Origin of the sequence: Mesonia maritima, assembly GCF_042433895.1 — a bacterium.
Taxonomy (GTDB): Bacteria; Bacteroidota; Bacteroidia; order Flavobacteriales; family Flavobacteriaceae; genus Mesonia; species Mesonia maritima.
Map to the genome: position 1 here is coordinate 1,077,113 of NZ_JBHLUA010000012.1, position 22,589 is coordinate 1,099,701.

General features: G+C 33.6%; 20 protein-coding genes and 2 tRNA genes. 8 read left to right on the forward strand and 14 right to left on the reverse strand.

Annotated elements, in window-relative coordinates:
* Positions 1–76 precede the first annotated feature (76 nt).
* Together ACFFGL_RS11730 and ACFFGL_RS11735 are read right to left on the reverse strand one after the other, a co-directional pair.
* Positions 77–2,056, reverse strand: coding sequence for a urocanate hydratase (locus ACFFGL_RS11730; RefSeq protein ID WP_309729756.1), 1,980 nt, complete (start codon positions 2,054–2,056; stop codon positions 77–79).
* Positions 2,057–2,073: 17 nt separating this feature from the next.
* Positions 2,074–2,250 carry a DUF5522 domain-containing protein gene (locus tag ACFFGL_RS11735; protein WP_309729759.1) on the reverse strand — a complete coding sequence of 59 codons (177 nt, stop codon included), beginning with the start codon at positions 2,248–2,250 and terminating at the stop codon, positions 2,074–2,076.
* Positions 2,251–2,306: 56 nt separating this feature from the next.
* Here ACFFGL_RS11735 and ACFFGL_RS11740 point away from each other — a divergent pair, with 56 nt between their 5' ends.
* The 3 genes from ACFFGL_RS11740 to hemL are packed head-to-tail and all read left to right on the forward strand — an operon-like array spanning position 2,307 to position 5,386.
* Entirely contained in the window at positions 2,307–3,248 is a 942-nt protein-coding gene (locus tag ACFFGL_RS11740; protein WP_309729760.1) for a 1-aminocyclopropane-1-carboxylate deaminase/D-cysteine desulfhydrase, read from the forward strand.
* Complete coding sequence (locus ACFFGL_RS11745) at positions 3,245–4,087, forward strand: glucosaminidase domain-containing protein (RefSeq protein ID WP_309729763.1); 843 nt, start codon at positions 3,245–3,247, stop codon at positions 4,085–4,087. Before ACFFGL_RS11740 ends, ACFFGL_RS11745 begins: the two co-directional genes overlap by 4 nt.
* 12 nt (positions 4,088–4,099) lie before the next feature.
* Positions 4,100–5,386 carry a glutamate-1-semialdehyde 2,1-aminomutase gene (hemL, locus tag ACFFGL_RS11750; protein ID WP_309729766.1) on the forward strand — a complete coding sequence of 429 codons (1,287 nt, stop codon included), beginning with the start codon at positions 4,100–4,102 and terminating at the stop codon, positions 5,384–5,386.
* A 47-nt stretch (positions 5,387–5,433) separates the two neighbouring features.
* Here the strand turns inward: hemL and ACFFGL_RS11755 are convergent, their stop codons facing one another.
* Positions 5,434–6,948: a GH3 auxin-responsive promoter family protein gene (locus tag ACFFGL_RS11755; protein ID WP_309729769.1), complete on the reverse strand. Its 1,515-nt coding sequence runs from the start codon at positions 6,946–6,948 to the stop codon at positions 5,434–5,436.
* 94 nt (positions 6,949–7,042) lie between these two features.
* On the opposite strand from ACFFGL_RS11755, the gene ACFFGL_RS11760 reads away from it, so the two are divergent.
* A complete protein-coding gene (locus ACFFGL_RS11760) occupies positions 7,043–7,837 on the forward strand; it encodes a DUF2797 domain-containing protein (RefSeq protein WP_309729771.1) in 795 nt (264 codons plus the stop codon).
* Positions 7,838–7,839: 2 nt separating this feature from the next.
* On the opposite strand, the gene ACFFGL_RS11765 is transcribed toward ACFFGL_RS11760, so the two are convergent.
* The 7 genes from ACFFGL_RS11765 to ACFFGL_RS11795 all read right to left on the reverse strand — a co-directional run bounded on the left by ACFFGL_RS11765 (position 7,840) and on the right by ACFFGL_RS11795 (position 15,426).
* Positions 7,840–8,916: an alanine/ornithine racemase family PLP-dependent enzyme gene (locus tag ACFFGL_RS11765; protein ID WP_309729772.1), complete on the reverse strand. Its 1,077-nt coding sequence runs from the start codon at positions 8,914–8,916 to the stop codon at positions 7,840–7,842.
* 3 nt (positions 8,917–8,919) lie between these two features.
* A complete protein-coding gene (locus ACFFGL_RS11770) occupies positions 8,920–10,323 on the reverse strand; it encodes a sodium:solute symporter family protein (protein WP_309729775.1) in 1,404 nt (467 codons plus the stop codon).
* 3 nt (positions 10,324–10,326) lie between these two features.
* Positions 10,327–10,770 carry a GNAT family N-acetyltransferase gene (locus tag ACFFGL_RS11775; protein WP_309729777.1) on the reverse strand — a complete coding sequence of 148 codons (444 nt, stop codon included), beginning with the start codon at positions 10,768–10,770 and terminating at the stop codon, positions 10,327–10,329.
* Positions 10,771–10,783: 13 nt separating this feature from the next.
* Entirely contained in the window at positions 10,784–10,978 is a 195-nt protein-coding gene (gene rpsU / locus ACFFGL_RS11780) for a 30S ribosomal protein S21 (protein ID WP_309729778.1), read from the reverse strand.
* A gap of 136 nt (positions 10,979–11,114) precedes the next feature.
* Positions 11,115–11,978 (reverse strand): sigma-70 family RNA polymerase sigma factor, encoded by an 864-nt coding sequence (locus ACFFGL_RS11785; RefSeq protein WP_309729780.1) that lies wholly within the window; start codon positions 11,976–11,978, stop codon positions 11,115–11,117.
* A 90-nt stretch (positions 11,979–12,068) separates the two neighbouring features.
* Positions 12,069–14,729: an AsmA family protein gene (locus ACFFGL_RS11790; RefSeq protein WP_309729783.1), complete on the reverse strand. Its 2,661-nt coding sequence runs from the start codon at positions 14,727–14,729 to the stop codon at positions 12,069–12,071.
* Between the two features lie 7 nt (positions 14,730–14,736).
* Positions 14,737–15,426: a queuosine precursor transporter gene (locus ACFFGL_RS11795; protein WP_309729786.1), complete on the reverse strand. Its 690-nt coding sequence runs from the start codon at positions 15,424–15,426 to the stop codon at positions 14,737–14,739.
* A gap of 100 nt (positions 15,427–15,526) precedes the next feature.
* On the opposite strand from ACFFGL_RS11795, the gene folK reads away from it, so the two are divergent.
* Positions 15,527–16,645, forward strand: a complete 1,119-nt coding sequence (folK, locus tag ACFFGL_RS11800) for a 2-amino-4-hydroxy-6-hydroxymethyldihydropteridine diphosphokinase (RefSeq protein WP_309729788.1) — start codon at positions 15,527–15,529, stop codon at positions 16,643–16,645.
* Here the strand turns inward: folK and ACFFGL_RS11805 are convergent.
* Positions 16,642–17,178 (reverse strand): RNA methyltransferase, encoded by a 537-nt coding sequence (locus tag ACFFGL_RS11805; RefSeq protein ID WP_309729806.1) that lies wholly within the window; start codon positions 17,176–17,178, stop codon positions 16,642–16,644. The genes folK and ACFFGL_RS11805 overlap by 4 nt on opposite strands.
* 411 nt (positions 17,179–17,589) lie before the next feature.
* Between ACFFGL_RS11805 and mutS the strand changes: the two genes are divergently transcribed.
* The 3 genes from mutS to ACFFGL_RS11820 all read left to right on the forward strand — a co-directional run bounded on the left by mutS (position 17,590) and on the right by ACFFGL_RS11820 (position 20,464).
* A complete protein-coding gene (mutS, locus tag ACFFGL_RS11810; RefSeq protein ID WP_309729810.1) occupies positions 17,590–20,181 on the forward strand; it encodes a DNA mismatch repair protein MutS in 2,592 nt (863 codons plus the stop codon).
* 89 nt (positions 20,182–20,270) lie between these two features.
* Positions 20,271–20,343 (forward strand) — tRNA-Gly (locus ACFFGL_RS11815).
* Between the two features lie 37 nt (positions 20,344–20,380).
* Positions 20,381–20,464, forward strand: a tRNA-Leu gene (locus ACFFGL_RS11820).
* A 247-nt stretch (positions 20,465–20,711) separates the two neighbouring features.
* On the opposite strand, the gene ACFFGL_RS11825 is transcribed toward ACFFGL_RS11820, so the two are convergent.
* The 3 genes from ACFFGL_RS11825 to ACFFGL_RS11835 all read right to left on the reverse strand — a co-directional run bounded on the left by ACFFGL_RS11825 (position 20,712) and on the right by ACFFGL_RS11835 (position 22,108).
* Entirely contained in the window at positions 20,712–20,891 is a 180-nt protein-coding gene (locus tag ACFFGL_RS11825; RefSeq protein ID WP_309729791.1) for a hypothetical protein, read from the reverse strand.
* A gap of 198 nt (positions 20,892–21,089) precedes the next feature.
* On the reverse strand, positions 21,090–21,359 hold the full coding sequence (locus tag ACFFGL_RS11830; protein ID WP_309729793.1) for a helix-turn-helix domain-containing protein: 270 nt from the start codon (positions 21,357–21,359) through the stop codon (positions 21,090–21,092).
* Between the two features lie 269 nt (positions 21,360–21,628).
* Positions 21,629–22,108 (reverse strand): hypothetical protein, encoded by a 480-nt coding sequence (locus ACFFGL_RS11835; protein ID WP_309729796.1) that lies wholly within the window; start codon positions 22,106–22,108, stop codon positions 21,629–21,631.
* Positions 22,109–22,589: the final 481 nt, after the last annotated feature.

Sequence of the window (22,589 nt, forward strand, 5' to 3'; positions counted from 1 at the left end):
CGAGTCGCTTTTTTAAATTTCTGCTAGAGCAAAAATTTCAAAAGAGCTTCAACAAATCGCTCAATCCCTAACGCAATTAATCTAGTAACGCCGGGTCAACCTTATTGGGTAAAGTTACTTTTAAATTTGGTTCGGTTTCCATGGCTCGTTTTATAGCAAAAATAGCTTCATCGTTTCTTGCCCACGACCGTCTTGAAATACCGTTGTTTACATCCCAAAAAAGCATTGACTTTAAGCGTCTTGCAGCATCATTACTACCATCAAGAAGCATACCAAAACCACCATTTATGACTTCGCCCCAGCCAACGCCACCGCCGTTATGAATACTTACCCAAGTTGCACCTCTAAAACTATCGCCAATTACATTTTGAATGGCCATATCTGCTGTAAATTGGCTTCCATCATAAATGTTAGAAGTTTCTCGGTAAGGAGAATCGGTTCCGGAAACATCGTGATGATCTCTTCCTAAAATTACCGGACCAATTTCACCTTTTTCAATTGCTTTATTGAAGGCTTCAGCAATTTTAATTCTTCCTTCAGCATCTGCGTAAAGAATTCTCGCTTGCGAACCTACAACGAGTTTATTTTCTTGCGCACCTTTAATCCACGTAATATTATCTTGCATTTGTTGCTGAATTTCTTCAGGAGAATTTTTCTTCAATTCCTCTAAAATTGAAGTCGCGATTTTATCGGTTTTTAATAAATCTTCAGATTTTCCTGAGGCGCAAACCCATCGGAAAGGACCAAAACCATAATCAAAACACATTGGTCCCATAATATCTTGCACATAACTCGGGTATTTAAAATCTTTGCCGTTTTTAGCTAAAATATCTGCTCCGGCACGAGAAGCTTCCAGTAAAAAAGCATTTCCATAGTCAAAGAAATAGGTTCCTTTTGCGGTATGTTTATTAATTGCATCAGCTTGGCGACGTAAACTTTGCTGAACTTTTTCTTTAAATTTTTCAGGTTGATTCGCCATCATTTCATTAGCTTCTTCATAAGAAAGACCCGCCGGATAATAACCACCAGCCCACGGATTATGAAGTGAGGTTTGATCGCTACCTAAATCGATGTGTAAATTTTCCTCATCAAATTTTTCCCAAACATCAACTACATTTCCATCATACGCGATAGATAAAGTTTCTTTATTTTCTTGCGCTTCTTTTACGCGTTTTACTAATTCATTTAAATCGCTAATAATTTCATCTACCCACCCTTGAGAATGACGCGTTTGTGTCACTTTTTTATTGACTTCGGCACAAACGGTTACACATCCAGCAATGTTTCCTGCTTTGGGTTGTGCGCCGCTCATTCCGCCTAAACCTGAGGTCACAAATAATCCACCTTTAGGAGATTTTTTAATTTTTCTAAAACCATTTAAAACGGTAATGGTAGTTCCGTGGACAATTCCTTGGGGACCGATATACATAAAACTTCCGGCAGTCATTTGTCCGTATTGGGTAACGCCGAGCGCGTTGAATTTTTCCCAATCGTCGGGTTTTGAATAATTCGGAATCATCATTCCGTTGGTAACTACAACTCGCGGCGCGTCTTTATGGGAAGGAAATAAACCCATTGGATGACCGCTGTACATTGCTAAAGTTTGCTCGTCGGTCATTTCAGCTAAATATTTCATGACAAGGCGATATTGCGCCCAATTTTGAAACACCGCTCCGTTCCCACCGTAGGTAATTAATTCGTGCGGATGTTGCGCGACTGCGTGATCTAAGTTATTTTGGATCATTAGCATTATCGCTTTTGCTTGTTCACTTTTGCCTGGATATTCTTCAGTAGAACGCGCGTAGATTTTATAATCTGGACGAAAACGGTACATGTAAATTCTTCCGTATTTTTCTAATTCTTCCTTAAATTCGGGAAGTAAGGTTTTATGATGTTTTGGTTCAAAATAGCGTAATGCGTTTTGTAGTGCTAATTTTTTTTCCTCTTCCGATAGAATTTCTTTTCGTTTTGGTGCGTGATTTATGTTAGAATTGTATTCTTTTTTTGCAGGAAGTTCTGTTGGTATTCCTTGTAATATTTCTTCTTGAAAAGTCATTTTCAGTTGTATTAGTGTTAATTATCTTTTTTAAATGTATCGGTGGCTTTGTCATAGCCATACGGGCAATGACGACAACCGCTTTTACAACAATAGCCTCGCTTTAAATGATATTGTTCGGTAAAACATCGATAGCCTTCAGGCGTTAAATAATAATCACCTTCTTCTAGTGGAATATTTTTTTTAAAGCTCATATCACAAAAATAAGGATATCTGCTACTAATTTCATTATTTTGACAATGATTTCACGATGAATAATTTTTTAGAATATCATAACGACCCAATTAATCAATTTCTTCTTAAAGATGAAAAAACAGGTATTGAACTTTGGTTAAAAAGAGAAGATCTGTTGCATCCGTTTGTTTCTGGAAATAAGTATCGAAAACTGAAATATAATTTAATTGAAGCTCGAAAAAACGGTTACCAAAAAATACTCACTTTTGGTGGCGCTTTTTCTAATCATATTGCTGCGACAGCTTTTGCTGCTAAAGAAGTTGGTTTAGAGAGTGTTGGCGTAATTAGAGGAGAAGAATTAGGAAAAAATATTGAAAAAATACTTCAAGAAAATTCCACTTTGGCCTTTGCGAATGAGCAAAATATGAACTTGCATTTTATTTCCAGAAGTGATTATAGAGAAAAAGATTCGGTTAAAATTCAACATAAATTAGAAGAGAAGTTTGGTTTGTTTTATCGAATTCCGGAAGGTGGTACAAATGGGTTAGCTGTAAAAGGTTGCGAAGAAATTATTTCAGACACTGAAAAAGATTTTGATGTAATTTGTTCTTCCGTAGGAACGGGCGGAACCATTTCAGGTTTAGTTAACGCTTCATTTCCGCATCAAAAAATTATAGGTTTTCTTGCTTTAAAAGGTGATTTTTTAGCAGAAGAAATTAAGAAATTCAGCAAAAAAAATAATTGGGAACTTATACTAGATTATCATTTTGGCGGTTATGCTAAAGTAGATGATTCCTTAATTCAGTTTATTAATAAATTTACTGAAAATTACGCTGTTCAACTCGATCCTGTTTACACCGGAAAACTTTTATTCGGTATTATCGACTTGATTAAAGCTGGGAGATTTAAAGAAAATACTCGTATTTTAGCAATTCATACCGGAGGTTTACAAGGAATTTCCGGAATGAATAAAAAATTAGCTAAAAAAAATATGCCTCTTTTAAAAACAATGGTATGAAAATAAAATCTATAGTAATTGTTATTTTATGTGCCGGATTTCTCTTTGCCTGTGGAGCCAAGAAAAAAACGGTGAGAAATACACCGCCTATAAAAAAAGAAAATCGCGTTTCTACCTACGAGAAAGATAAAAATGCAAAAGAAGTAGAAACCGAAGAAATTATTGAAGAAGATAAAAATAAACCGGTTTTTAAAGACGATGTAGAACGTTACGTTTACAATTTTGCTGAAATTGCTAAAGATGAAATGACACTTTATGGAATTCCTGCAAGTATTACGTTGGCACAAGGTGTTTTAGAATCCAGTTCAGGAAAAGGAGAGTTAACCTTAAAATCGAATAATCATTTTGGGATAAAATGTAATGGCTGGCAAGGTGCAAAAGTTTACCACGATGATGACGCGTTGCAGGAATGTTTCAGAAAATATAACAATCCAAAATATTCGTTTCGTGATCATTCTTTATTTCTTTCAGAAAGACGACGATATGCATCGCTTTTCGACCTTGAGAGAGATGATTACAAGGCTTGGGCTTACGGTTTAAAAAAAGCCGGTTACGCTACCGATCCGCGTTATCCTGCAAAATTAATCAGTATTATTGAGCGATACCAATTGTATAAATATGATGAAGAAGTTCTAGGAAAAAGCACCGGAAAAAGTTTCGCTAAAAAAGACAATTCCAGACCCGATCATACCAGTATCCCTTATACTGTTAAAAAAGGAGATACGCTTTACAGTATTTCAAGAAAATTCAATTTAAGTGTAGAAGAATTAAAAGAAATTAATAACCTTCGCAGCAACGATTTAGCGATAGGTCAAAAACTTTATGTAGAAGCTTTATAAGAAAATCTATTTATGAGATATACCCGAAGTAGTCAATTATTTAATGAAGCAAAACAATATATTCCAGGCGGCGTAAATTCACCCGTTCGAGCATTTAACGCTGTTGGTGGCGATCCCATTTTTATAAAAAAAGCAAAAGGCGCTTATTTATACGATGAAGACGAAAATAAATATATAGATTATATCAATTCTTGGGGACCTATGATTTTAGGTCACGCGCATCCAAAAGTCACGGAAGCTGTTATTGAAAAAACAAAACAAGGAACTTCCTTTGGAACTCCCACCGAAATTGAAACCAAAATCGCAGAATTAGCGGTAAAAATGGTTCCGAATATCGATAAAATTCGAATGGTAAATAGTGGAACGGAAGCTTGTATGAGCGCTGTTCGCTTAGCAAGAGGATTTACAGGAAAAGATAAAATCATAAAATTTGCCGGTTGCTATCATGGGCATAGCGATTCATTTTTAATTCAAGCCGGAAGTGGCGCTGTTACGTTTGGAACACCAAATAGTCCGGGAGTTACCAAAGGAACGGCACAAGACACGCTTTTAGCCGATTTTAATAATCTCGAAAATGTAAAAGAATTAATTGAAGCGAATAAAAATGAAATCGCCTGCATAATATTAGAACCCGTGGCAGGAAATATGGGCTGTATTCCACCAAAAGATGGTTTCTTAGAAGGATTGCGAGAACTTTGCGATAAAAATGATATCCTTTTAGTTTTTGACGAGGTAATGACAGGTTTCCGTCTTGCACAAGGTGGAGCACAAGAATTACTAAATGTAAATGCAGATATTGTTGCTTTCGGAAAAGTAATTGGCGGCGGTTTACCTGTTGGGGCTTTTACTGCTCGAAATGAAATTATGGATTATTTAGCTCCTACCGGTCCAGTTTATCAAGCCGGAACTTTAAGCGGGAATCCCTTAGCGATGGCTGCGGGACTAACTGTGCTTACTGAACTTTATGAGCATCCTGAAATTTTTAAAAGTCTTGCTGAAAAAACAGCGTATTTACATGAAGGAATTGAAAAAGCCTTAATCGACCATAAAATAACGCATACGATAAATAGAAAAGGTTCAATGATTTCAGTTCATTTTTCAGAAGAAAAAATTACTGATTTTAAATCGGCAGCGAGTGGAAATAACGAGCGTTTTAAAAGCTTTTTCCGCGGAATGATGGATGAAGGAATTTACATAGCGCCAAGTGCTTTCGAAACCTGGTTTTTAACCGATGCCTTAACCTATGACGATTTGGATTTTACTATTCAAGCCGTAGAAAAAGTTGCTAAAAATTTATAAATAGAACAAAAATTAGAAAAAGTTCGATAAGAAATTATCGGCTTTTTTTATCGATTCATTTCCAGCAATTCTTCCACATAATTTCGCTTATTAGATAATCTGGGAATTTTATGTTGACCGCCGAGTTTATTGTGTTTTTTAGACCAATCATAGAAAAGTCCGGTTTTAGCTTGGTGAAGCTGAAGAATGTTTAAGGTTGTATTGTTTGTTCGTTTTGCTTCGTAATCGCTGTTAAGCGTTTGTAGGGTTTTGTCTAAACATTCAATAAAATGATGAATATTTTCCGGTGCTTTTTTAAATTCTACAATCCATTCGTGCGCTCCTTTTTTATTTCCTTCCATAAAAATAGGCGCGGCAGTATAATCTACAATTTCGCAATCGGTTAGTTTACTGGCTTTTCGAAGTGCTTCTTCGGCATTTTCAATAATTAATTCTTCGCCAAATGCGTTAATGTGGTGTTTTGTTCTCCCGGTAACTTTAATTCTATAAGGAGAAAGTGAAGTGAATTTTACCGTATCACCAACTTTGTAACGCCATAAACCGGCATTTGTAGTAAGAATAATTGCGTAGTTTGTATTTAATTCAACTTCATTTAGTGAAATAATTTTTTCATCAGAAGTTCCATAAGTATCCATCGGAATAAATTCGTAAAAAATTCCGTAATCAAGCATTAACAATAATTCTTTGCTGTTATTTAAATCTTGCACGGCAAAAAATCCTTCCGAAGCATTGTAGATTTCATAATACCTAAAATTATCTTTCGGAATAATTTTTTTGTATTGTTCAGCATAAGGTTCAAAACTTACGCCGCCGTGAAAATAAACCTCTAATTCTGGCCAAACTTCGGGTAATGTAGTTTTGTGAGTAGTTTCTAAAACGCGATTTAATAAAACCAACATCCAAGAAGGAACCCCGGCAATACTAGTTACTTTTTCCTGAATAGTATGATCGACCACTGCTTGCATCTTTTTTTCAAAATCACTCATCAATGATATTTCATTGTTTGGTGTGCTGCTAAACGTTGCCCAAAACGGCATATTGTCGATTAAAATAGCTGAAAGATCTCCGAAAACAGTTCCGTTTTCTTCGTATAATTCTTTGCTTCCGCCTAGGCGTAAACTTTTTCCTGTAAAAAGCTGAGAATCTGGATTGTTGTTTAAATATAAACAGAGTAAATCTTTACTTGCCGCGTAATGACAATCTTCTAAGGATTCTTGACTAACCGGAATAAATTTACTTTTTGCATTCGTGGTTCCGCTGGATTTAGCAAACCATTTTATAGGTGTTGGCCAGAAAATATTATTTTCGCCACGACGCGAACGTTCAATTAAAGGTTCAAAATCTTCGTAAGTTTGTATCGGTACGCGTTCAGCAAAAGTTTTATAAGTTTTAATAGATTGAAAGTCATATTGTTTTCCTATTTCTGTAAATTTTGCTCTTCCAATAAGTCGGTGTAAAAGTTCTAATTGAACCTCTTGCGGATACTTTACAAAAAGTTCCATTTGATGGATGCGCTTCTTTAAAAACCAAGAAGCAATAGAATTTACAATAGGAATTGGCATGGAATCACGTATATTTAAACCTGGTTAGTTGAGTATAAAAATAAAATAATTTTATGCTCCTGAAAAGTGCTTAACAAATAAAAGAAAAAAAAATATGCAATTTCAAGGTGTCTTGAGAAAAATGAAAACAGAGTTTGCTTCCCCAATTCAATATTACTTAATTTTTGAAGATGATTTTATTCATATGAATCAACTGTTGGATAAAACAATAGGAATTCATTTTCTAAAATATCAATGTTTAAATTGTGGAGAAGACAAAAAGATTTTTCGTCAAGGATTTTGTTACGATTGCTTTTATGAAACTGCCAGAGCTGGCGATTGGATTATGCGTCCCGAACTCAGTAAAGCACATTTAGATGAAGAAGACCGAGATTTAGAATATGAAAAGAAAGTGCAATTACAGCCTCATATTGTTTATTTGGCAAATTCGAGCAATATAAAAGTTGGTGTGACGCGTAAAACACAAGTTCCTACGCGTTGGATAGATCAAGGAGCGCACGAAGCCATAGAAATTGTAGAAGTTCCTAACCGCTATTTAGCCGGAATTACAGAAGTTGCTTTAAAAGAACATGTAGCCGATAAAACCAATTGGCGTGCGATGCTTAAAAATGAAATTGAAGATGTGAATTTAGAAGAAAAACGCGAGGCTTTAAAGCAATTTATTCCCGAAGAAGCAAAAGAATATTTCATTGAAAATAATAAGGAAACTGAAATTGAATTTCCTGTGTTGCAATATCCCACGAAATTGAAGAGCTTAAATCTCAATAAAAAATTGGATTACGAAGGAAAATTAAAAGGAATAAAAGGTCAATATTTAATTTTTGAAGACAACACCGTTTTCAATGTACGAAGCAATGAAGGTTATGTGGTGAATTTGGAAATCAAATAGAATTAATCAATCAATTCCTTTTTAATATATTTTGAATTCATCACTCGAAGCGCTCCCATATAACTCATTTTAAAACTGATCACATCGCCAACTTTGTGGTCTTTTACAGTTTTGCTAACATCGAGCACTAACATATCTGAACTTGCACCAATAAATTCTAAATCTTTTTCCGTAGGTTTTAAAAAATCTACCTTAGAAATATCAAGCAAACCAATATCTAAAATGGCACGTTTTTGAGTGGTTCCGTATTCTTCTTCATTAATTTCTGTCATTTCTCCGGAAGGGTTTTCTTCCATAATTCCGTAAGGAACAACAGGTTTTTCGGTAATTTCGATAATTTCAGAATGAAGCATAAATACGTCATCTTTCATATCGGGAATTGTTTTATTTTCAAATAAATCGGTTCCTAGAAATAAAGTTTCTCCAATTCTAAAATGATTTACTCCTTTTGGAATTTGCCCTTTCATTAAAAGTGGAACCATAACTGAAGATCCGCCGGAAACGCCTTTTATTTTTTTACCGAATTTAGCTTCAATTAATTGTTCGTATAAACTTAATTGAATCAATTTATCTTTACTTGGCATCACGCCGTTTAAACAATTTAAATTCGCACCAATTCCTGCCACTTCAATATTAGGAAGTTCAAATACGCGTCGGTAAAAATCCATTAGTGATTCTCCCATAATTCCTTCCCGAAGATCGCCTAACTCGATCATAATAATAATTCGGTGCGTCGTGTTTTGGCGTTGCGCTTCTTCAGAAAGCCATTTAATGGTAATAAATTCAGTATTAAAACTTATATCTGCATATTTAATAACATCTTCAATACTATCTTTTGCCGGTGGTTTTATATAAATCGTTTCCTTTTTCGGATCTAGTTTTTTAATTGTTTTTAAATTTCCCAATCGTGCATCGCAAACTTGTTCATCTCCCAATGAGAGAATAAAATCTAAATACGTTTTATTTCCGCAGAGCATTTTTAACACCGGAGCCCATTCCATATCATTTTTACTGAATAGATCTTGCAAATAATTATAGTTGTGCTTTAGTGATGTTCTGTTGAGTGTAACGTATGCCATTGATTATTTTTTTACTATTAAATATACTAAGAGTGAAGCGAAAACCCCAATTAAAATTGGGTCGAAACCTAATGGAATCGAAATTTCTAAAAAACTAAGCGTTAATGTTGAAAAACCGCCTACAAACATTGCAATAAAAGCGGCTAGCGGTTTTGGTTTTTTTGAAAATAGCATCGCTAAAACCGGAACTAATAAACCAGAAACCATAAACGAATAGGAGAGGAGCATTAAATCTAATACGCTGGTCATAAAAGTAGCGATTAGAATTGCTGAAAACCCAATAAAAAATGTTACTATTTGTGAAATTTTAATAGCTTTCGGATTTTCTTGTTTTAAACCTAAAATATCGGTTACAAAATTTCCGGAAGCCGCGAGTAAACAACTATCTGCGGTCGACATAATTGCTGAAAAATAAGCTGAAAGCATTAATCCCATTAATCCGGCAGGTAAAATAGTTTTCAGTAGCATTGGTAAACCAATCTCCGGATCCATATTAGCAGCATTTACAAAACCTTCGCTCGCAAAAATTCCTTGTTCAACACCTACGCGAGCCATTAGTCCTAAAATAATTCCCATAAAAGCCATTACCGGATATTCAAATAAACCGGCAATGTACCACGCTTTTTTTGCGGTTTTTTCATCTTTACAAGCATAAATTCGTTGGTAAAGCGTCATTCCTACAAACCAAATGGGAACTATGGTAATAAACCAATTTATTAACTGAACCCAAGAAACATTCGTTAAACTAAATAAAGAATCAGGTAATGAATTTACAATAGCATCATAGCCACCTAAATAAGAATAGGCTATAGGAATTCCTACAAAAATTAATCCGATCATTAAAATTGACCATTGAAAAGTATCAGTATAAATTACGGCTTTAATTCCGCCAAAAACCGTGTAAACCACAGCGACAACGCCCATAATATAAAGTGCGTGTTCTAAACTTAAATCCGGAAAAGTACCTACTGCTAATTTTGCGCCGGCTAAAAGTTGAGAAGAAGTAAATCCTAAATAGCCGATGAATGAAATAATTCCGGCAGTGAGCGCTACATTTTTACCGAACGTATCTTTTAGTAATTGTGGAAAGGTTAAAAAATTTAAATCTCTTGCGCGATTAAGAACTTTCGGAATTAGAAAAACTGCACTTAACCAAGCTCCGACTAATCCTGTAAAGAGCATCCAAGAACCGGAAAGTCCCATCATAAAACCGAGACCACCTAAACCAATTGAAAATCCGCCTCCAACATCGGTGGCAACAACAGAAAGACCTACATGAAAACTGCTCATGTCTCTTCCGCCTACATAATAATCGTTGGTGTTTTTATTTTTTCTATAATAGTAAAATCCTATTCCTAATACTAAGAGAAGGTAAATAACAAAGACAATGATGTCTAGAATAGGCATTTATTATTTTTTGTACCGCATTTCAAGGTATTTATTTTCAAAACCTAAGCGTTCATAGAGTTTTTTAGCGGGGTTGTTATGATCTACATGTAAAGCAACATCACCTTTTGCAATTTCTAAGGCTTTTTCCATCAGTTGTTTACCAATACCTTTTCCGCGGAAATTTTGATTAACGGCAATATAGACCAAAATGTTTTCAGGAATATAACCCGACATTCCGGTTTCATTAATTATTGTGATTCCTTTGAGGGTTTCTTCCTCTTTTATAATAAGAACAAACCCTCCTGAATGCTTTCCTGAATCACCTATTGCAAATTTCAAACACTTTAAAATATCTTTTTTATCATCACCGTAAACTCCTAAATGAGTGTGCAAAAAATCAACAATTGTTTTTTGCTCATTTTCATTTGGTTTATTCTCGCGGTTATAAAGAGTAAAAGTGTTCATTATTAATTAAATTCTAAAAGTCTTCTTTATCTCTAATAGATTGAATGTAAGATGCTTTCTGAATTTGTTTTCTTCGAGCTACAGATTTTTTTGTGTAATATTGATTATCACGAAGATTTTGAAGCACTTTTGTATCTCTAAACTTTCTTTTCATTCGCTTAAGAGCGCGTTCAATTTTTTCTCCGTCTTTTACTTTAACTACTAACATGTACGAGTTTTTATTAATATGAATACCGTTTAGAATTTTTCTAAAGGCTAATTTATTTGAATTAAATTTCAAAAAGTGTCGCAAGATACGAATAATCTAGCGGAATAGCTGAGAAACTCAATGATTTAGAAGTTTTTTAACCTAAATACTTTCTCAGGATTTTATTTTTTGAAGATTGGCGCAATTTTCGAATTCCTTTTTCACGAATTTGACGAACGCGTTCCCGAGTTAAATCAAATGTTTCTCCAATTTCTTCCAGCGTCATCGGTTGATGATCGCCAATCCCATAAAATAAACGAATTACGTCGGCTTCGCGAATAGAAAGCGTGTCTAAGGCTCGGTTTATTTCAATATTTAAAGAATCTAAGATTAAACCTTCGTCTGGATTTGGTGATTCTCCAGTATTTACAACATCATATAAGTTTGATGTTTCTCCGTCTTTTAAAGGCGCGTCCATCGATAAATGCCGACCAGAATTTTTTAAAGATTGCTTTACATCGGCAACCGTCATATCTAATTCTTTGGCGATTTCTTCTGGCGTTGGCGGACGTTGATTCATTTGCTCTAAATGAGAAAATGCTTTATTTATTTTATTAATCGAACCAATTTTATTGAGCGGTAATCGAACAATTCTAGATTGTTCGGCTAGCGCTTGCAAAATAGATTGGCGAATCCACCAAACGGCGTATGAAATAAATTTAAATCCACGAGTTTCGTCGAAACGTTTTGCAGCTTTTACCAAACCTACGTTTCCTTCATTTATTAAATCGGGCAATTTTAAACCTTGATTTTGGTATTGTTTCGCAACAGAAACTACAAAACGAAGGTTGGCGGTCGTTAATTTTTCTAATGCCACTTGATCGCCTTCTCGAATGCGTTGAGCCAACTCTACTTCTTCTTCAGCAGTAATTAAATCTACTTTCCCGATATCGTGTAGATATTTATCTAATGATACCGATTCTCGATTTGTAACCTGCTTTGTAATTTTAAGTTGTCTCATAGCCCGAATTAGATTTATTTTTTTGCAACGGGCAGGATACTACTTTTAAATTTAACTAGCAAGAAAAAACTGATTTTTAATGCTTAAGAATTACTTTTTATCCTTTTTTTCGTCCTTTTTACCGAAGATTCCACCTAAAATATCTTTGGCAGCATCTTTTACTTTTTCTTCATCAGACTTTTTTTCGTCGGTTTTTTCGGGATTATTTTTATCGTTTTTCTTGTCTCCGCCTAATAAATCATTCAATTTATCTTTTGCTTCATCCTTAATTTTATCTTTTACCTTATCTTTTTGTTTGTCGATAATTTGTTGACTTAATTCTTTAGTAGCTTGCTTTAAATTAAGGTTTACTTGTGGTGAATTAAACGTTCCTGAAATTGCTACGGGAAGATTTATTTTCGTGTTTTCAAGATCGGTTTCGGTTAATTTCGCCAAACCGCCACTAATTTCTGAACCTAAATATTTTGCAGGAATATCTAATTTCAGGTTATAATTCATCGTGTTCTGAAGACTGTGACTTCCGCTTACTAAAATATTGATGTCTTTAATATTAAAGTCGAATGGTTTTACTGAAATATTCCCATTATTGAAACTTAACGTAGTTTTTAAATCGTTTAAATTGAGATTATCTAGATTTAAAAATTTCATTTCACCATTTAATCTATTTAATAGTGGCGCTTGTTCAGCATCTACTTTTGCGTTTAAAATTTGAGCAAAAGCTTCTCCAGCCAACGACGTTAAAATTGGGGTTAAATCGTTATTTAAATTTCCGTTTAGTTTAATATCGGTACTTAAATTTCCTTGTAGCGCTTTTGCGATTGGCGCTAAATTTTGCAGCAACTCTAAACCGTTAAACGACTGAACGATATTTATACTTTTCAGCCCTAAATTCATATCGAAAGTTGGCTGAGTGTTTTTAGTTGAAACATTTCCGTTTAAGGCAATATTTCCGCCGAAAATTGAAGCGGTAATATTTTCTAACCTTGCGGTTTCATCTTTAATAATTAACGCTCCTTTCGCGTTATTCAACGTTAAATTATCATACAAAACTTTATTCGCTGTAAAGTCTAAACGCGCATCTAAAAATGAAGGAATTTTAATGGCTTCTTCTGAAGTTGTAGTTGTTGTTTTTTCAGTTTTAGCTGAAGAATTTTCTGTGTTAGTTTCGCTCTTGTTTTCAGTTTGAGCAACCATAAAATCGTTTACAGAAAACGTATTCGATTTTACATTAAACCTTCCTTTTAAAACCTGATCGGCAAAAATATAACCCATAAAATTTTCGAGCGTTCCTGAAATATTCGCGTCGGTTTCTCCAGAAGCAACTTGCATTTCTTCTAAAGTAACTTTCTGGGTATTAAAGTTTAAACTCGCTTTAGAAATATTTACTTTATTCGGAATTTCTGGCGAACTATAGGTGAAATTTCTAATGCTGGCTTTTCCACTACTGCGTACATTTTGATAATTTTCTTTCTCAATAGAATTCATATCAAAATTTGTGGTGAGATTAGCGGTTAAAATTCCGTTGAGGTCTTGTTCTAATTCCAGCGGATAAGCATTTTCTAGATTCGCTAAATTTAGCGTTCCGTTTACGGCTAAATTTACCAGCATATTCTCGGTTAAATTTTTAAAATTTCCGTTAGCACTAAAAACATCTTGATCAATTTTGAAGCTTAATTTATTTAAATCTAAATACGTATCGGGTAATTTTCCGGTTTCATTTTTAAGCGTCGCATCTAGATTTATATTTTCAACGCGTTTTGGCAATTCAGCATATTTAAAGGAAGCGTTAGAACTTTTTACAGAAATATCCATTTTAGGAATGTTGTTGTCATCTACAATTCCTTTAATTATTCCGTTTACTGTAAAATCTCCCGTCGTTTCTACACCATCTAAATTTTTCGCATAAGTTTCTGGAATTACCGCTAAAAAGTTTTTAAAGTCTGAAGATGGCGTTTTAAAGCTTATATCTATTTCGTTATTATTCTCGTTTACCTTTACAAAACCATTAAATGTAAGCGGTAATTGATTAATCATCGCTTCATTTTCAAGGAAAGTATATTTTTGATTTGCTAGATCCATTTCAAAATCTGCATCCAGTTTTAGCGTATTTTTGTTTAAATAATTAACGCTGTCGAGTTCAAAAGAAACCACCGCATCGGTTTGTGTTTCTAAAGTGGTTTTATCTGCTGAAAAATCGCCGGTTCCTTGGTGATTGAAATCGGTAATTCTTAAAAATGTCTTTGTTTTTTCGTCTAGGTAATTAATACGTGAATTATTAATTTCATAATGCTGAACGTCTAACGAAAGCGCATTTTCAGAAGTTTGTCCGTTTGCTGAAGAAGTAGCTGTAGTATCTTTTTTAGCGATATCGTAATTCGCATTTCCTAACGAATCTACTTTAATATTAATGTAAGCATTGTCTAATTTTAATTCATTTATGCTATACGGTCCGCCTTTTAAAAGTTGCGGAATTCCTAAACTTAAACCCAATTGCTCACTAGTCGCGAGCGTATCGCCTTCAAAAGGAGCTTTATTAATCACACTAATATTTTTCAGTTTTAATTCGGCATCTGGAAAACTGCTAAAAAGACTTAAATCCAGATCTTCCCAAGAAACGGTGGCGTTTATATTATTATTAATCGATTTTTTTACCGCGCGTTCTATCGGACCTTGAAATAAAAAGGGTGCTGCGATTAAAAGTACGATTAGTACGAGCAAAACAATTCCGACAATTTTTAATACTTTTTTCATAATTTATTTATTCAAAACTTATTTCTTCTTCTTTTTTCAATCCAAAGAATTTTCGCGAAGCAAAAACTCCTATATATAAAAATGGCGTGTCACAAAAAGCGATTAAAACTTTAAAAAGGAAACCGCTTAAAAGCAAACCGCTAAATAATTTCCAATCAATTTGCCCAAAACTACAAAGCAAAAACAATACGGTAAATGTATCTACAAATTGCGATGTAAAGGTTGAAAAGTTATTCCGTAGCCATAAATATTTTCCTTTTGTAAACTTTTTCCAAAAATGATATAATTGAATATCAATATATTGCGCCAATAAATACGATGCCATTGAAGCGCTAACTGCAATTGCTGTGGCGCCAAAAACTTTATTAAAAAGCGAATCGTTAACCGGCGACCAACTCGTGGCGGGAACTTCACTAGAAACCAAAATCACTAAAAGTGAAAATAATGAAGCGAAAATTCCTGCAGTTACAATTTGGTTGGCTTTTTGTTTACCATAAATTTCACTAATTAAATCGGTAATTAAAAAAGTGACCGGATACGGCAAAATACCAACCGAAATCTCGAACCTGTAAATTCCAAAAAAATCCCAATAGAAAAACTTCTGAAAAATCAAGTTAGAAACCACTAATGACGCAATAAACAAAGAACTTAAAATAAGATAAACTTTATATGCTGTAAACTTTTTCCTTTGCTCCAATCTTATTTTTTTGTTGATACTCTTCCTCACAAATTTAGGTTTATGTGCTTTTCTTTTGCTTAATTTGCTGTGAAATTGTTAAGCTGAATATGTTAAATTTTTGAAAAATCCTGTTCTCACATACATCGCGCTCGGAAGCAACGAAGGCAAAAAGTTAGAAAATCTACAAAAAGCGTTAACTTATATTTTTGAAAAAGTAGGCGAAATAAGCGCGGTTTCTAACATTTACAAAACTCCCGCCTTAGGTTTTCAAGGAAATGAATTCCTGAATGCTTGTGTGGAAGTAAAAACCCGATTTTCTGCCCAACAAACTTTAAATCGGCTTTTAGAAATCGAACATATTTTAGGCAGAGAACGAAGCGAAAACGGCTACCAAAACAGAACGATAGATCTTGATATTATTTATTATGCGGAAGAAATTATTGCTGAAGAAAACTTGCAAATTCCGCATCCGCATTTGGCAAATCGAAAATTTGTCTTGCAACCTTTAATTGATATCGCGTCGGAAAAAATGCATCCAAAACTTCAAAAAAATACGCTTCAATTATTAAAAGAAACGAATGATGATTCACCAATCGATGCAATTTCTGAAACACTTAAAATTCCGCAGATAAATTTAAAAAACTATAATTATTTAGCGATAGAAGGAAATATTGGCGCCGGAAAAACCAGTTTAGCTGAAATGATTTCACAAGATTTTCAAGCCAAACTTATTACCGAACGATTTAAAGACAATCCGTTTTTGCCGAAATTTTATAACGACCAATCGCGTTATGCGTTTCCGCTGGAAATGTCATTTTTAGCCGATCGTTACCAACAACTTATCGACGATATTTCGCAATACGATTTATTTAGCGATTTTGTGGTTGCCGATTACGATGTTTATAAATCCTTAATTTTTGCTGAAGTCACTTTGCAAGAAGAAGAATTTAGGTTGTATAAGAAGTTGTTTTCTATTATGTATAACGATTTGGTAAAACCAGATTTGTACGTTTATCTCTATCAAAATACGGATCGTTTGTTAGAAAATATTCAAAAACGCGGTAGAAAATACGAGCAAAAAATTCCGCCAGATTATTTAGAGAAAATAAACCACGGCTATCTGGATTTCATTAAAAAACAACATCATTTAAATGTGAAAATTATTGATATTTCTGAACTCGATTTTGTAAATCGGCGTGAAGATTATTTAACCGTTTTAGAACAATTGCAGAGTTAACTTTTCATTTTCGCAAATAAATCCCACAAAACAACCCCAACACTTACCGAAATATTAAGGGAATGTTTACTTCCAAACTGTGGAATTTCAATCACTTGATGACTTGCTGAAACAATTTCCTGCTGAACGCCTTTTACTTCGTTCCCAAAAATAACTGCGTATTTTTTTTCTTTTTCCGGTTGAAAATTATCGAGCATTACCGAATTTTCAGCTTGTTCTATACTTAACAGCTGAATATTTTCTTGTTTTAATTTCTCAACTAAATCGGTTGTATTTTCTACATATTCCCAAGCTACGGTTTCTGTCGCGCCCAAAGCGGTTTTATGGATATCTTTGTGTGGCGGTTTTGCGGTAATTCCGCAGAGGTAAATTTTTTCGATTAAAAAAGCGTCCGCTGTTCTAAAAACTGAACCAATATTATTTAAACTCCTTACATTATCTAAGATAACGATTAGAGGTGTTTTTTTAGCTTCTTTAAATGCGGAAACTGATTTTCGGGCGAGCTCGCTGTTCTTTAACTTTCGGTTTTCCATAGTTGCAAAAGTATTCATTCTCTTTATAATTTGAATAATAAGTTTGAAAGTTGAAAAGTGAATGAGTAAAAGAGTTAAGCTGTTAAGCGTTAAATGAAAGCTGAAAAAAGACCGAAAATTTAAAATTTCAAAGTCAGAATTTTAAAGTGTATTCTAGTAAAAACTACTGATTGTTAACTGAAATTTATAAACTAAACCCGCGTTAGGGATTGTAGTGAAAATCCTTTTGTGCAGCTAGCGGAACAAAAGATTGTAACGAAAAGCCCGACCCGAAGGGAAACGCCCAAAATTTGATAACTTATAAGAAGTCTTTGGTAGAAAGATTTTTATGAAACATTGGATTGCTTATTTTTACGGAAATTAAAATTCAAGATTTTGTCAGCAAAAAAAGCCCCAAAAGTTACGCCGTTAATGAAGCAATATTATGCGATAAAGCATAAATATCCCGATGCGATGTTGTTGTTTCGAGTAGGCGATTTTTACGAAACTTTTGGCGAAGATGCCGTAAAAGCTGCAAAAATTTTAAACATTGTGCTCACCAACCGAAATAACGGTAGCGAGCGCACAGAATTAGCTGGATTTCCTCATCATTCGTTAAATACGTATTTGCCGAAGTTGGTAAAATCTGGACAGCGTGTGGCGATTTGTGATCAGTTGGAAGACCCGAAACAAACCAAAACCATCGTAAAACGTGGCGTAACGGAATTGGTGACGCCCGGCGTGGCTTTAAATGACGAAGTTTTACAGAGCAAGACAAATAATTTTTTGTGTTCGGTTCACTTTGGAAAGAAAAATTGCGGAATTTCTTTTGTTGATGTTTCTACCGGCGAATTTTTAACCGCGCAAGGAAATACGGAATATCTGGATAAATTATTGCAAAACTTTAATCCGAGTGAGGTTTTAGTTTCTAAAAAACATAAGAAATTATTTACCGAAAAATTCGGCGATAACTTTCATACATTTTATTTAGAAGATTGGGTTTTTAAGCCTGATTATGCAAGAGAAACTTTACATAATCATTTTGAAACAAACTCATTAAAAGGCTTTGGAATTGAGCAGTTAGAAGATGGAATTATTGCTTCGGGTTCAATTTTATATTATTTAAGCGAAACGCAACATCATAAATTGCAGCATCTTTCTTCTATCGCGAGAATTGCTGAAGAAGAATATGTTTGGATGGATCGGTTTACTATTAGAAATCTAGAACTTTATCATTCGCCGGCTTCGCAAGCGGTTACGCTTTTAGAAGTGATCGATAAAACCATTTCGCCAATGGGCGGAAGATTGTTAAAACGTTGGTTGGCGCTTCCTTTAAAAAACTTAGCGAAAATTTCTGAACGCCATGAAGTTGTCGAATTTTTCCTAAAAAATAATGCGTTAAAAGATCAGTTGCAATCGCAAATTAAAAATATGAGCGATTTAGAGCGTTTAATTTCTAAAGTAGCGACACAAAAAATTAGCCCGCGTGAAGTTATTCAGCTTAAAAATTCTTTAGATGCAATTGTTCCTATAAAACAAGCGACAAAAGAAGCGAAATGCGAACCTTTAAATCGAATTTCAGATAATTTACACGCCTGTGAATTATTGCGAACAAAAATCAGCGAAGCTTTAAAAGAAGAGGCTCCGGTAAACATCAATAAAGGAAATGCAATAGCCGACGGTTTTTCTGAAGAATTAGACGATTTGCGAAAAATCGCATTTTCAGGAAAAGATTACCTTGATAAAATGTTGCAACGCGAAATTGAAGCGACCGGAATTACCAGTTTAAAAATAGCCAGCAATAATGTTTACGGATTTTATATTGAAGTGCGAAATTCACATAAAGATAAAGTTCCGGAAACTTGGGTAAGAAAGCAAACGCTTGTCAATGCAGAACGTTATATCACAGAAGAATTAAAAGAATATGAAGCAAAAATTCTTGGCGCCGAAGAAAAGATTTTTGCCTTAGAACAACAGCTTTTTACAAAATTGGTAGTTTGGCTGAATGATTATATAAAATCGGTTCAGCAAAATGCGCTTTTAGTTGCGCGTTTAGATTGCCTGTCAAGTTTTGCACAACTCGCTTTAGAAGAAAACTACGCAAAACCTGTTTTAACCGAAAGTTTTGATTTGTCGATTACCGCAGGTCGTCATCCGGTGATTGAAAAACAACTTCCGGTTGGTGAAAATTATATTACCAATGATTTAAAGCTTGATCGTGAAAATCAACAAATTGTAATGATTACCGGTCCTAATATGAGTGGTAAATCAGCAATTTTGCGGCAAACTGCTTTAATCGTTCTATTAGCACAAATGGGAAGTTTTGTTCCGGCTGATGCTGCTGAAATTGGCTTGGTCGATAAAATTTTTACTAGAGTAGGAGCGAGCGATAATATAAGTATGGGCGAATCTACATTTATGGTAGAAATGAATGAAACCGCCAATATTCTAAATAATATTTCCGAACGTAGTTTGGTGTTGCTCGATGAAATTGGTCGTGGAACAAGTACGTATGATGGAATTTCAATCGCTTGGGCAATTAGTGAATATTTACACGAGCATCCTGCAAAAGCGAAAACCTTGTTTGCAACGCATTATCATGAATTGAATGAAATGACGCAAACCTTCCCAAGAATTAAAAACTACAATGTTTCGGTAAAGGAATTAAAAGATAATGTGTTATTTCTTCGGAAATTAGTTCCCGGTGGAAGTGAACATAGTTTCGGGATTCATGTGGCGAAAATGGCAGGAATGCCACAACAGGTTTTACACCGCGCAAATAAGATCTTAAAAAAGTTGGAACAATCGCATGGAGGAGAAGAATTAAGTGGAAATTTAAAAGCCGCTACAGAAAAAGAACCACAGCTTAGTTTTTTTCAATTAGATGATCCTTTGCTTGAAGAAATTAAAGAAGAAATATTACATCTTGATATTGATACACTTACGCCGGTAGAAGCTCTAATGAAATTAAATGAAATTAAACGAATGCTAAAACCTTCGAGAAAAGAAGAAAAAAAAGTTTAATTTTTTCAAGAAAAAGGTTTTGGTAAAACAATAAAAAGTTTAAATTTGCATCCGCATTTAAGCAACAAAGTTCTTTACATAAGCTTTACGCGAAAATAGCTCAGTTGGTAGAGCGCCACCTTGCCAAGGTGGAGGTCGCGGGTTCGAATCCCGTTTTTCGCTCTAAGTAAAAAATAGTCTAAATATTTAAAATATATAGGCTCGGGTGGTGGAATTGGTAGACACGTTGGACTTAAAATCCAATGAACATTAGTTCGTACGGGTTCAAGTCCCGTCCCGAGTACTTAAAGCCTTGTTAATCTTTTGATTTTCAAGGCTTTTTTGTTTTTACTCGATTAAATTGTACGTAAATCTGTACGCAAGTTTTAAATTAGCCTATTTTATTATTCTATTCGTGCGTCAATTTATCGGAGAATTTTTTTCAAAGTAAGACTTTAAGGTTTGATAAAATGAAATTTTGTAATCGTTCAAGGTTTGTAATTAATAACAATAAATTAGTGTAGTCAATCAAAGGAAAAGTATATACTTTTTTATGGTAATGCATTGCCGGAATTAATATTCGTTTGAATTAAAAAAGAGGGTGTAATGCCCTCTTTTTTAATTATAAATTCTTTTAAATCCGTTATTGTAGATTTTAATTTTGCTTTATGCTTGATGAAAAATCGCTGTAATAGCATTCGTAGTGTGATGGGTTTAAACCCTACACTCATTTTCCATGATTTTTTTGGTCGGTGGCTTTTCCTTATAGCACAAATTAATATTTTTGCTTTGGAAAATTAGCCGTTTTTTATAAATGGCTAGCTTGCAGTTGTTATTAAATATCTCAATAATTAAGTAGTGTGCTTTTTAACTTCAGGGTTTTAATGCCTGCACACGTGATATATTGGAGTGGACGTTTACCTGACATATTATTTTCGAAGTTCTATAAATGCGTTTTCTAAATCTTTACGCTTGTAATACACACGTGCGCCAATTCCTATTGGGTTTAATATACCTTTTTTACTCCAATTATGAACAGTGCTGACATCTACACTCAGCATTCTTGCAACCTCATTACGGGTTAAATACTTGGTAGGTTCTTTGGGTTGAAACTCTTTTTTAAGTTCTTGAAGTTGTTGTTTAATGTTTGCAAGGTCTTGCAATACATTTTCAGGTAATGTGATTTGTAAAGTTTGCATTTGTAAAGGTGTTAAATTAGACTTTGGCTAATCAACCACCCGATAAAAATTATACTTTTGTAGTTCCTATATCACAAAGGGCATTAGATTTACTTTCGGGTAGTCTTTTGCCTTTTTTTAATGAAACAAATTTAAGGGGCTTAAATAAGAAATGAAGTAATAAAATTTTGCTTTAATTATTGTAAAATAATTAAAAACTTGGTAGTGAATTACTGGAATTTACTCTTTTTATGATGGTTTTCTGATAAAAATAAATGCTTTTTTTCAGATTAATTATCTCTAAAAATCCGTTCTAAAGTGCTTTTTTTTATACCGAGGTCAAAATATTGATGTATATGTTCAATCATTTTTTTGTCAGTATTATTTGTAAATTTATTTGCTTGTTTCATTAAAGATAGAAATTCAATTTTATCATTATTATTTTTAAGTTTAAACTTCTTTTTATAATCAAAAAACCTATCTAGGTTGTTACTTTGTTTTAGTGTCTGAATAAATTTTCTTGTGGATACTTCACCTTTCTTATTGGGGTATTTTTTAAAATATGTATTTACTTTATTTTCAAAATCACTTACGGCATAATTGGGCGTACTATATTTGTAACTTTCATTTTTAACGTGTTCTATAAATTTTTTTAAACTCCATTTGTGAGTTTTGAAATTGAATGAAGCATTTTTAAATTCGAAATATTCTTTTGTTGTTTTATCTTGTAAATTGTTAGAAGCGTTTTTTTTACATTCTCCATTTTTCATTTGAACAAAATTTATGTGGCCATTTTATTTTAAAATCTACTATGTTTTCCAAAAGCTCTTTTTTTATTCTTAAAGTAAGTTTACAAAGTAGCAGTTTTTCTTTTTTGTATTTTAAATCAAATTTAAACTAAGTTCGCTATTAGGACTTCTAAATAGGGGAACACTATTAATTATTTATATATTTTGTTTTTATCAAGCTGTCACGTATAGTTATCATTTTTCAATTTTTCAACTATCTATTGCTTCTGCCTTCAATTGTTGAGTTTTTAATATTAGTATTCTCCTGTTAGTTATTAGTTTCTCTAAATAGACTTCAAAATCGATTATTTTACACGTTCTATATTAATAGATATGTATTGAATAATATTAAAGTTGACTTGAAGACTTACCCGTTTTCGGACAGCTCTAAATTACACAATTTTTCTTTTTTCATTGGGTCTAGACCCAATGAAAATTCTTTATAGATCTGATTAGGGCTTTT

Excerpts from the sequence above, each read along its gene's own strand:
- mutS (WP_309729810.1), top strand. The coding sequence starts at position 17,590 with ATGAAGCAATATTATGCGATAAAGCATAAATATCCCGATGCGATGTTG.
- ACFFGL_RS11765 (WP_309729772.1), bottom strand. The coding sequence starts at position 8,916 with ATGGCATACGTTACACTCAACAGAACATCACTAAAGCACAACTATAAT.
- ACFFGL_RS11745 (WP_309729763.1), top strand. The coding sequence starts at position 3,245 with ATGAAAATAAAATCTATAGTAATTGTTATTTTATGTGCCGGATTTCTC.
- ACFFGL_RS11830 (WP_309729793.1), bottom strand. The coding sequence starts at position 21,359 with ATGCAAACTTTACAAATCACATTACCTGAAAATGTATTGCAAGACCTT.
- ACFFGL_RS11775 (WP_309729777.1), bottom strand. The coding sequence starts at position 10,770 with ATGAACACTTTTACTCTTTATAACCGCGAGAATAAACCAAATGAAAAT.
- ACFFGL_RS11785 (WP_309729780.1), bottom strand. The coding sequence starts at position 11,978 with ATGAGACAACTTAAAATTACAAAGCAGGTTACAAATCGAGAATCGGTA.
- ACFFGL_RS11755 (WP_309729769.1), bottom strand. The coding sequence starts at position 6,948 with ATGCCAATTCCTATTGTAAATTCTATTGCTTCTTGGTTTTTAAAGAAG.
- ACFFGL_RS11825 (WP_309729791.1), bottom strand. The coding sequence starts at position 20,891 with ATGAGTGTAGGGTTTAAACCCATCACACTACGAATGCTATTACAGCGA.
- ACFFGL_RS11740 (WP_309729760.1), top strand. The coding sequence starts at position 2,307 with ATGAATAATTTTTTAGAATATCATAACGACCCAATTAATCAATTTCTT.
- ACFFGL_RS11730 (WP_309729756.1), bottom strand. The coding sequence starts at position 2,056 with ATGACTTTTCAAGAAGAAATATTACAAGGAATACCAACAGAACTTCCT.
- ACFFGL_RS11790 (WP_309729783.1), bottom strand. The coding sequence starts at position 14,729 with ATGAAAAAAGTATTAAAAATTGTCGGAATTGTTTTGCTCGTACTAATC.
- ACFFGL_RS11770 (WP_309729775.1), bottom strand. The coding sequence starts at position 10,323 with ATGCCTATTCTAGACATCATTGTCTTTGTTATTTACCTTCTCTTAGTA.
- hemL (WP_309729766.1), top strand. The coding sequence starts at position 4,100 with ATGAGATATACCCGAAGTAGTCAATTATTTAATGAAGCAAAACAATAT.
- ACFFGL_RS11735 (WP_309729759.1), bottom strand. The coding sequence starts at position 2,250 with ATGAGCTTTAAAAAAAATATTCCACTAGAAGAAGGTGATTATTATTTA.
- ACFFGL_RS11805 (WP_309729806.1), bottom strand. The coding sequence starts at position 17,178 with ATGGAAAACCGAAAGTTAAAGAACAGCGAGCTCGCCCGAAAATCAGTT.
- ACFFGL_RS11760 (WP_309729771.1), top strand. The coding sequence starts at position 7,043 with ATGCAATTTCAAGGTGTCTTGAGAAAAATGAAAACAGAGTTTGCTTCC.
- rpsU (WP_309729778.1), bottom strand. The coding sequence starts at position 10,978 with ATGTTAGTAGTTAAAGTAAAAGACGGAGAAAAAATTGAACGCGCTCTT.
- ACFFGL_RS11835 (WP_309729796.1), bottom strand. The coding sequence starts at position 22,108 with ATGAAAAATGGAGAATGTAAAAAAAACGCTTCTAACAATTTACAAGAT.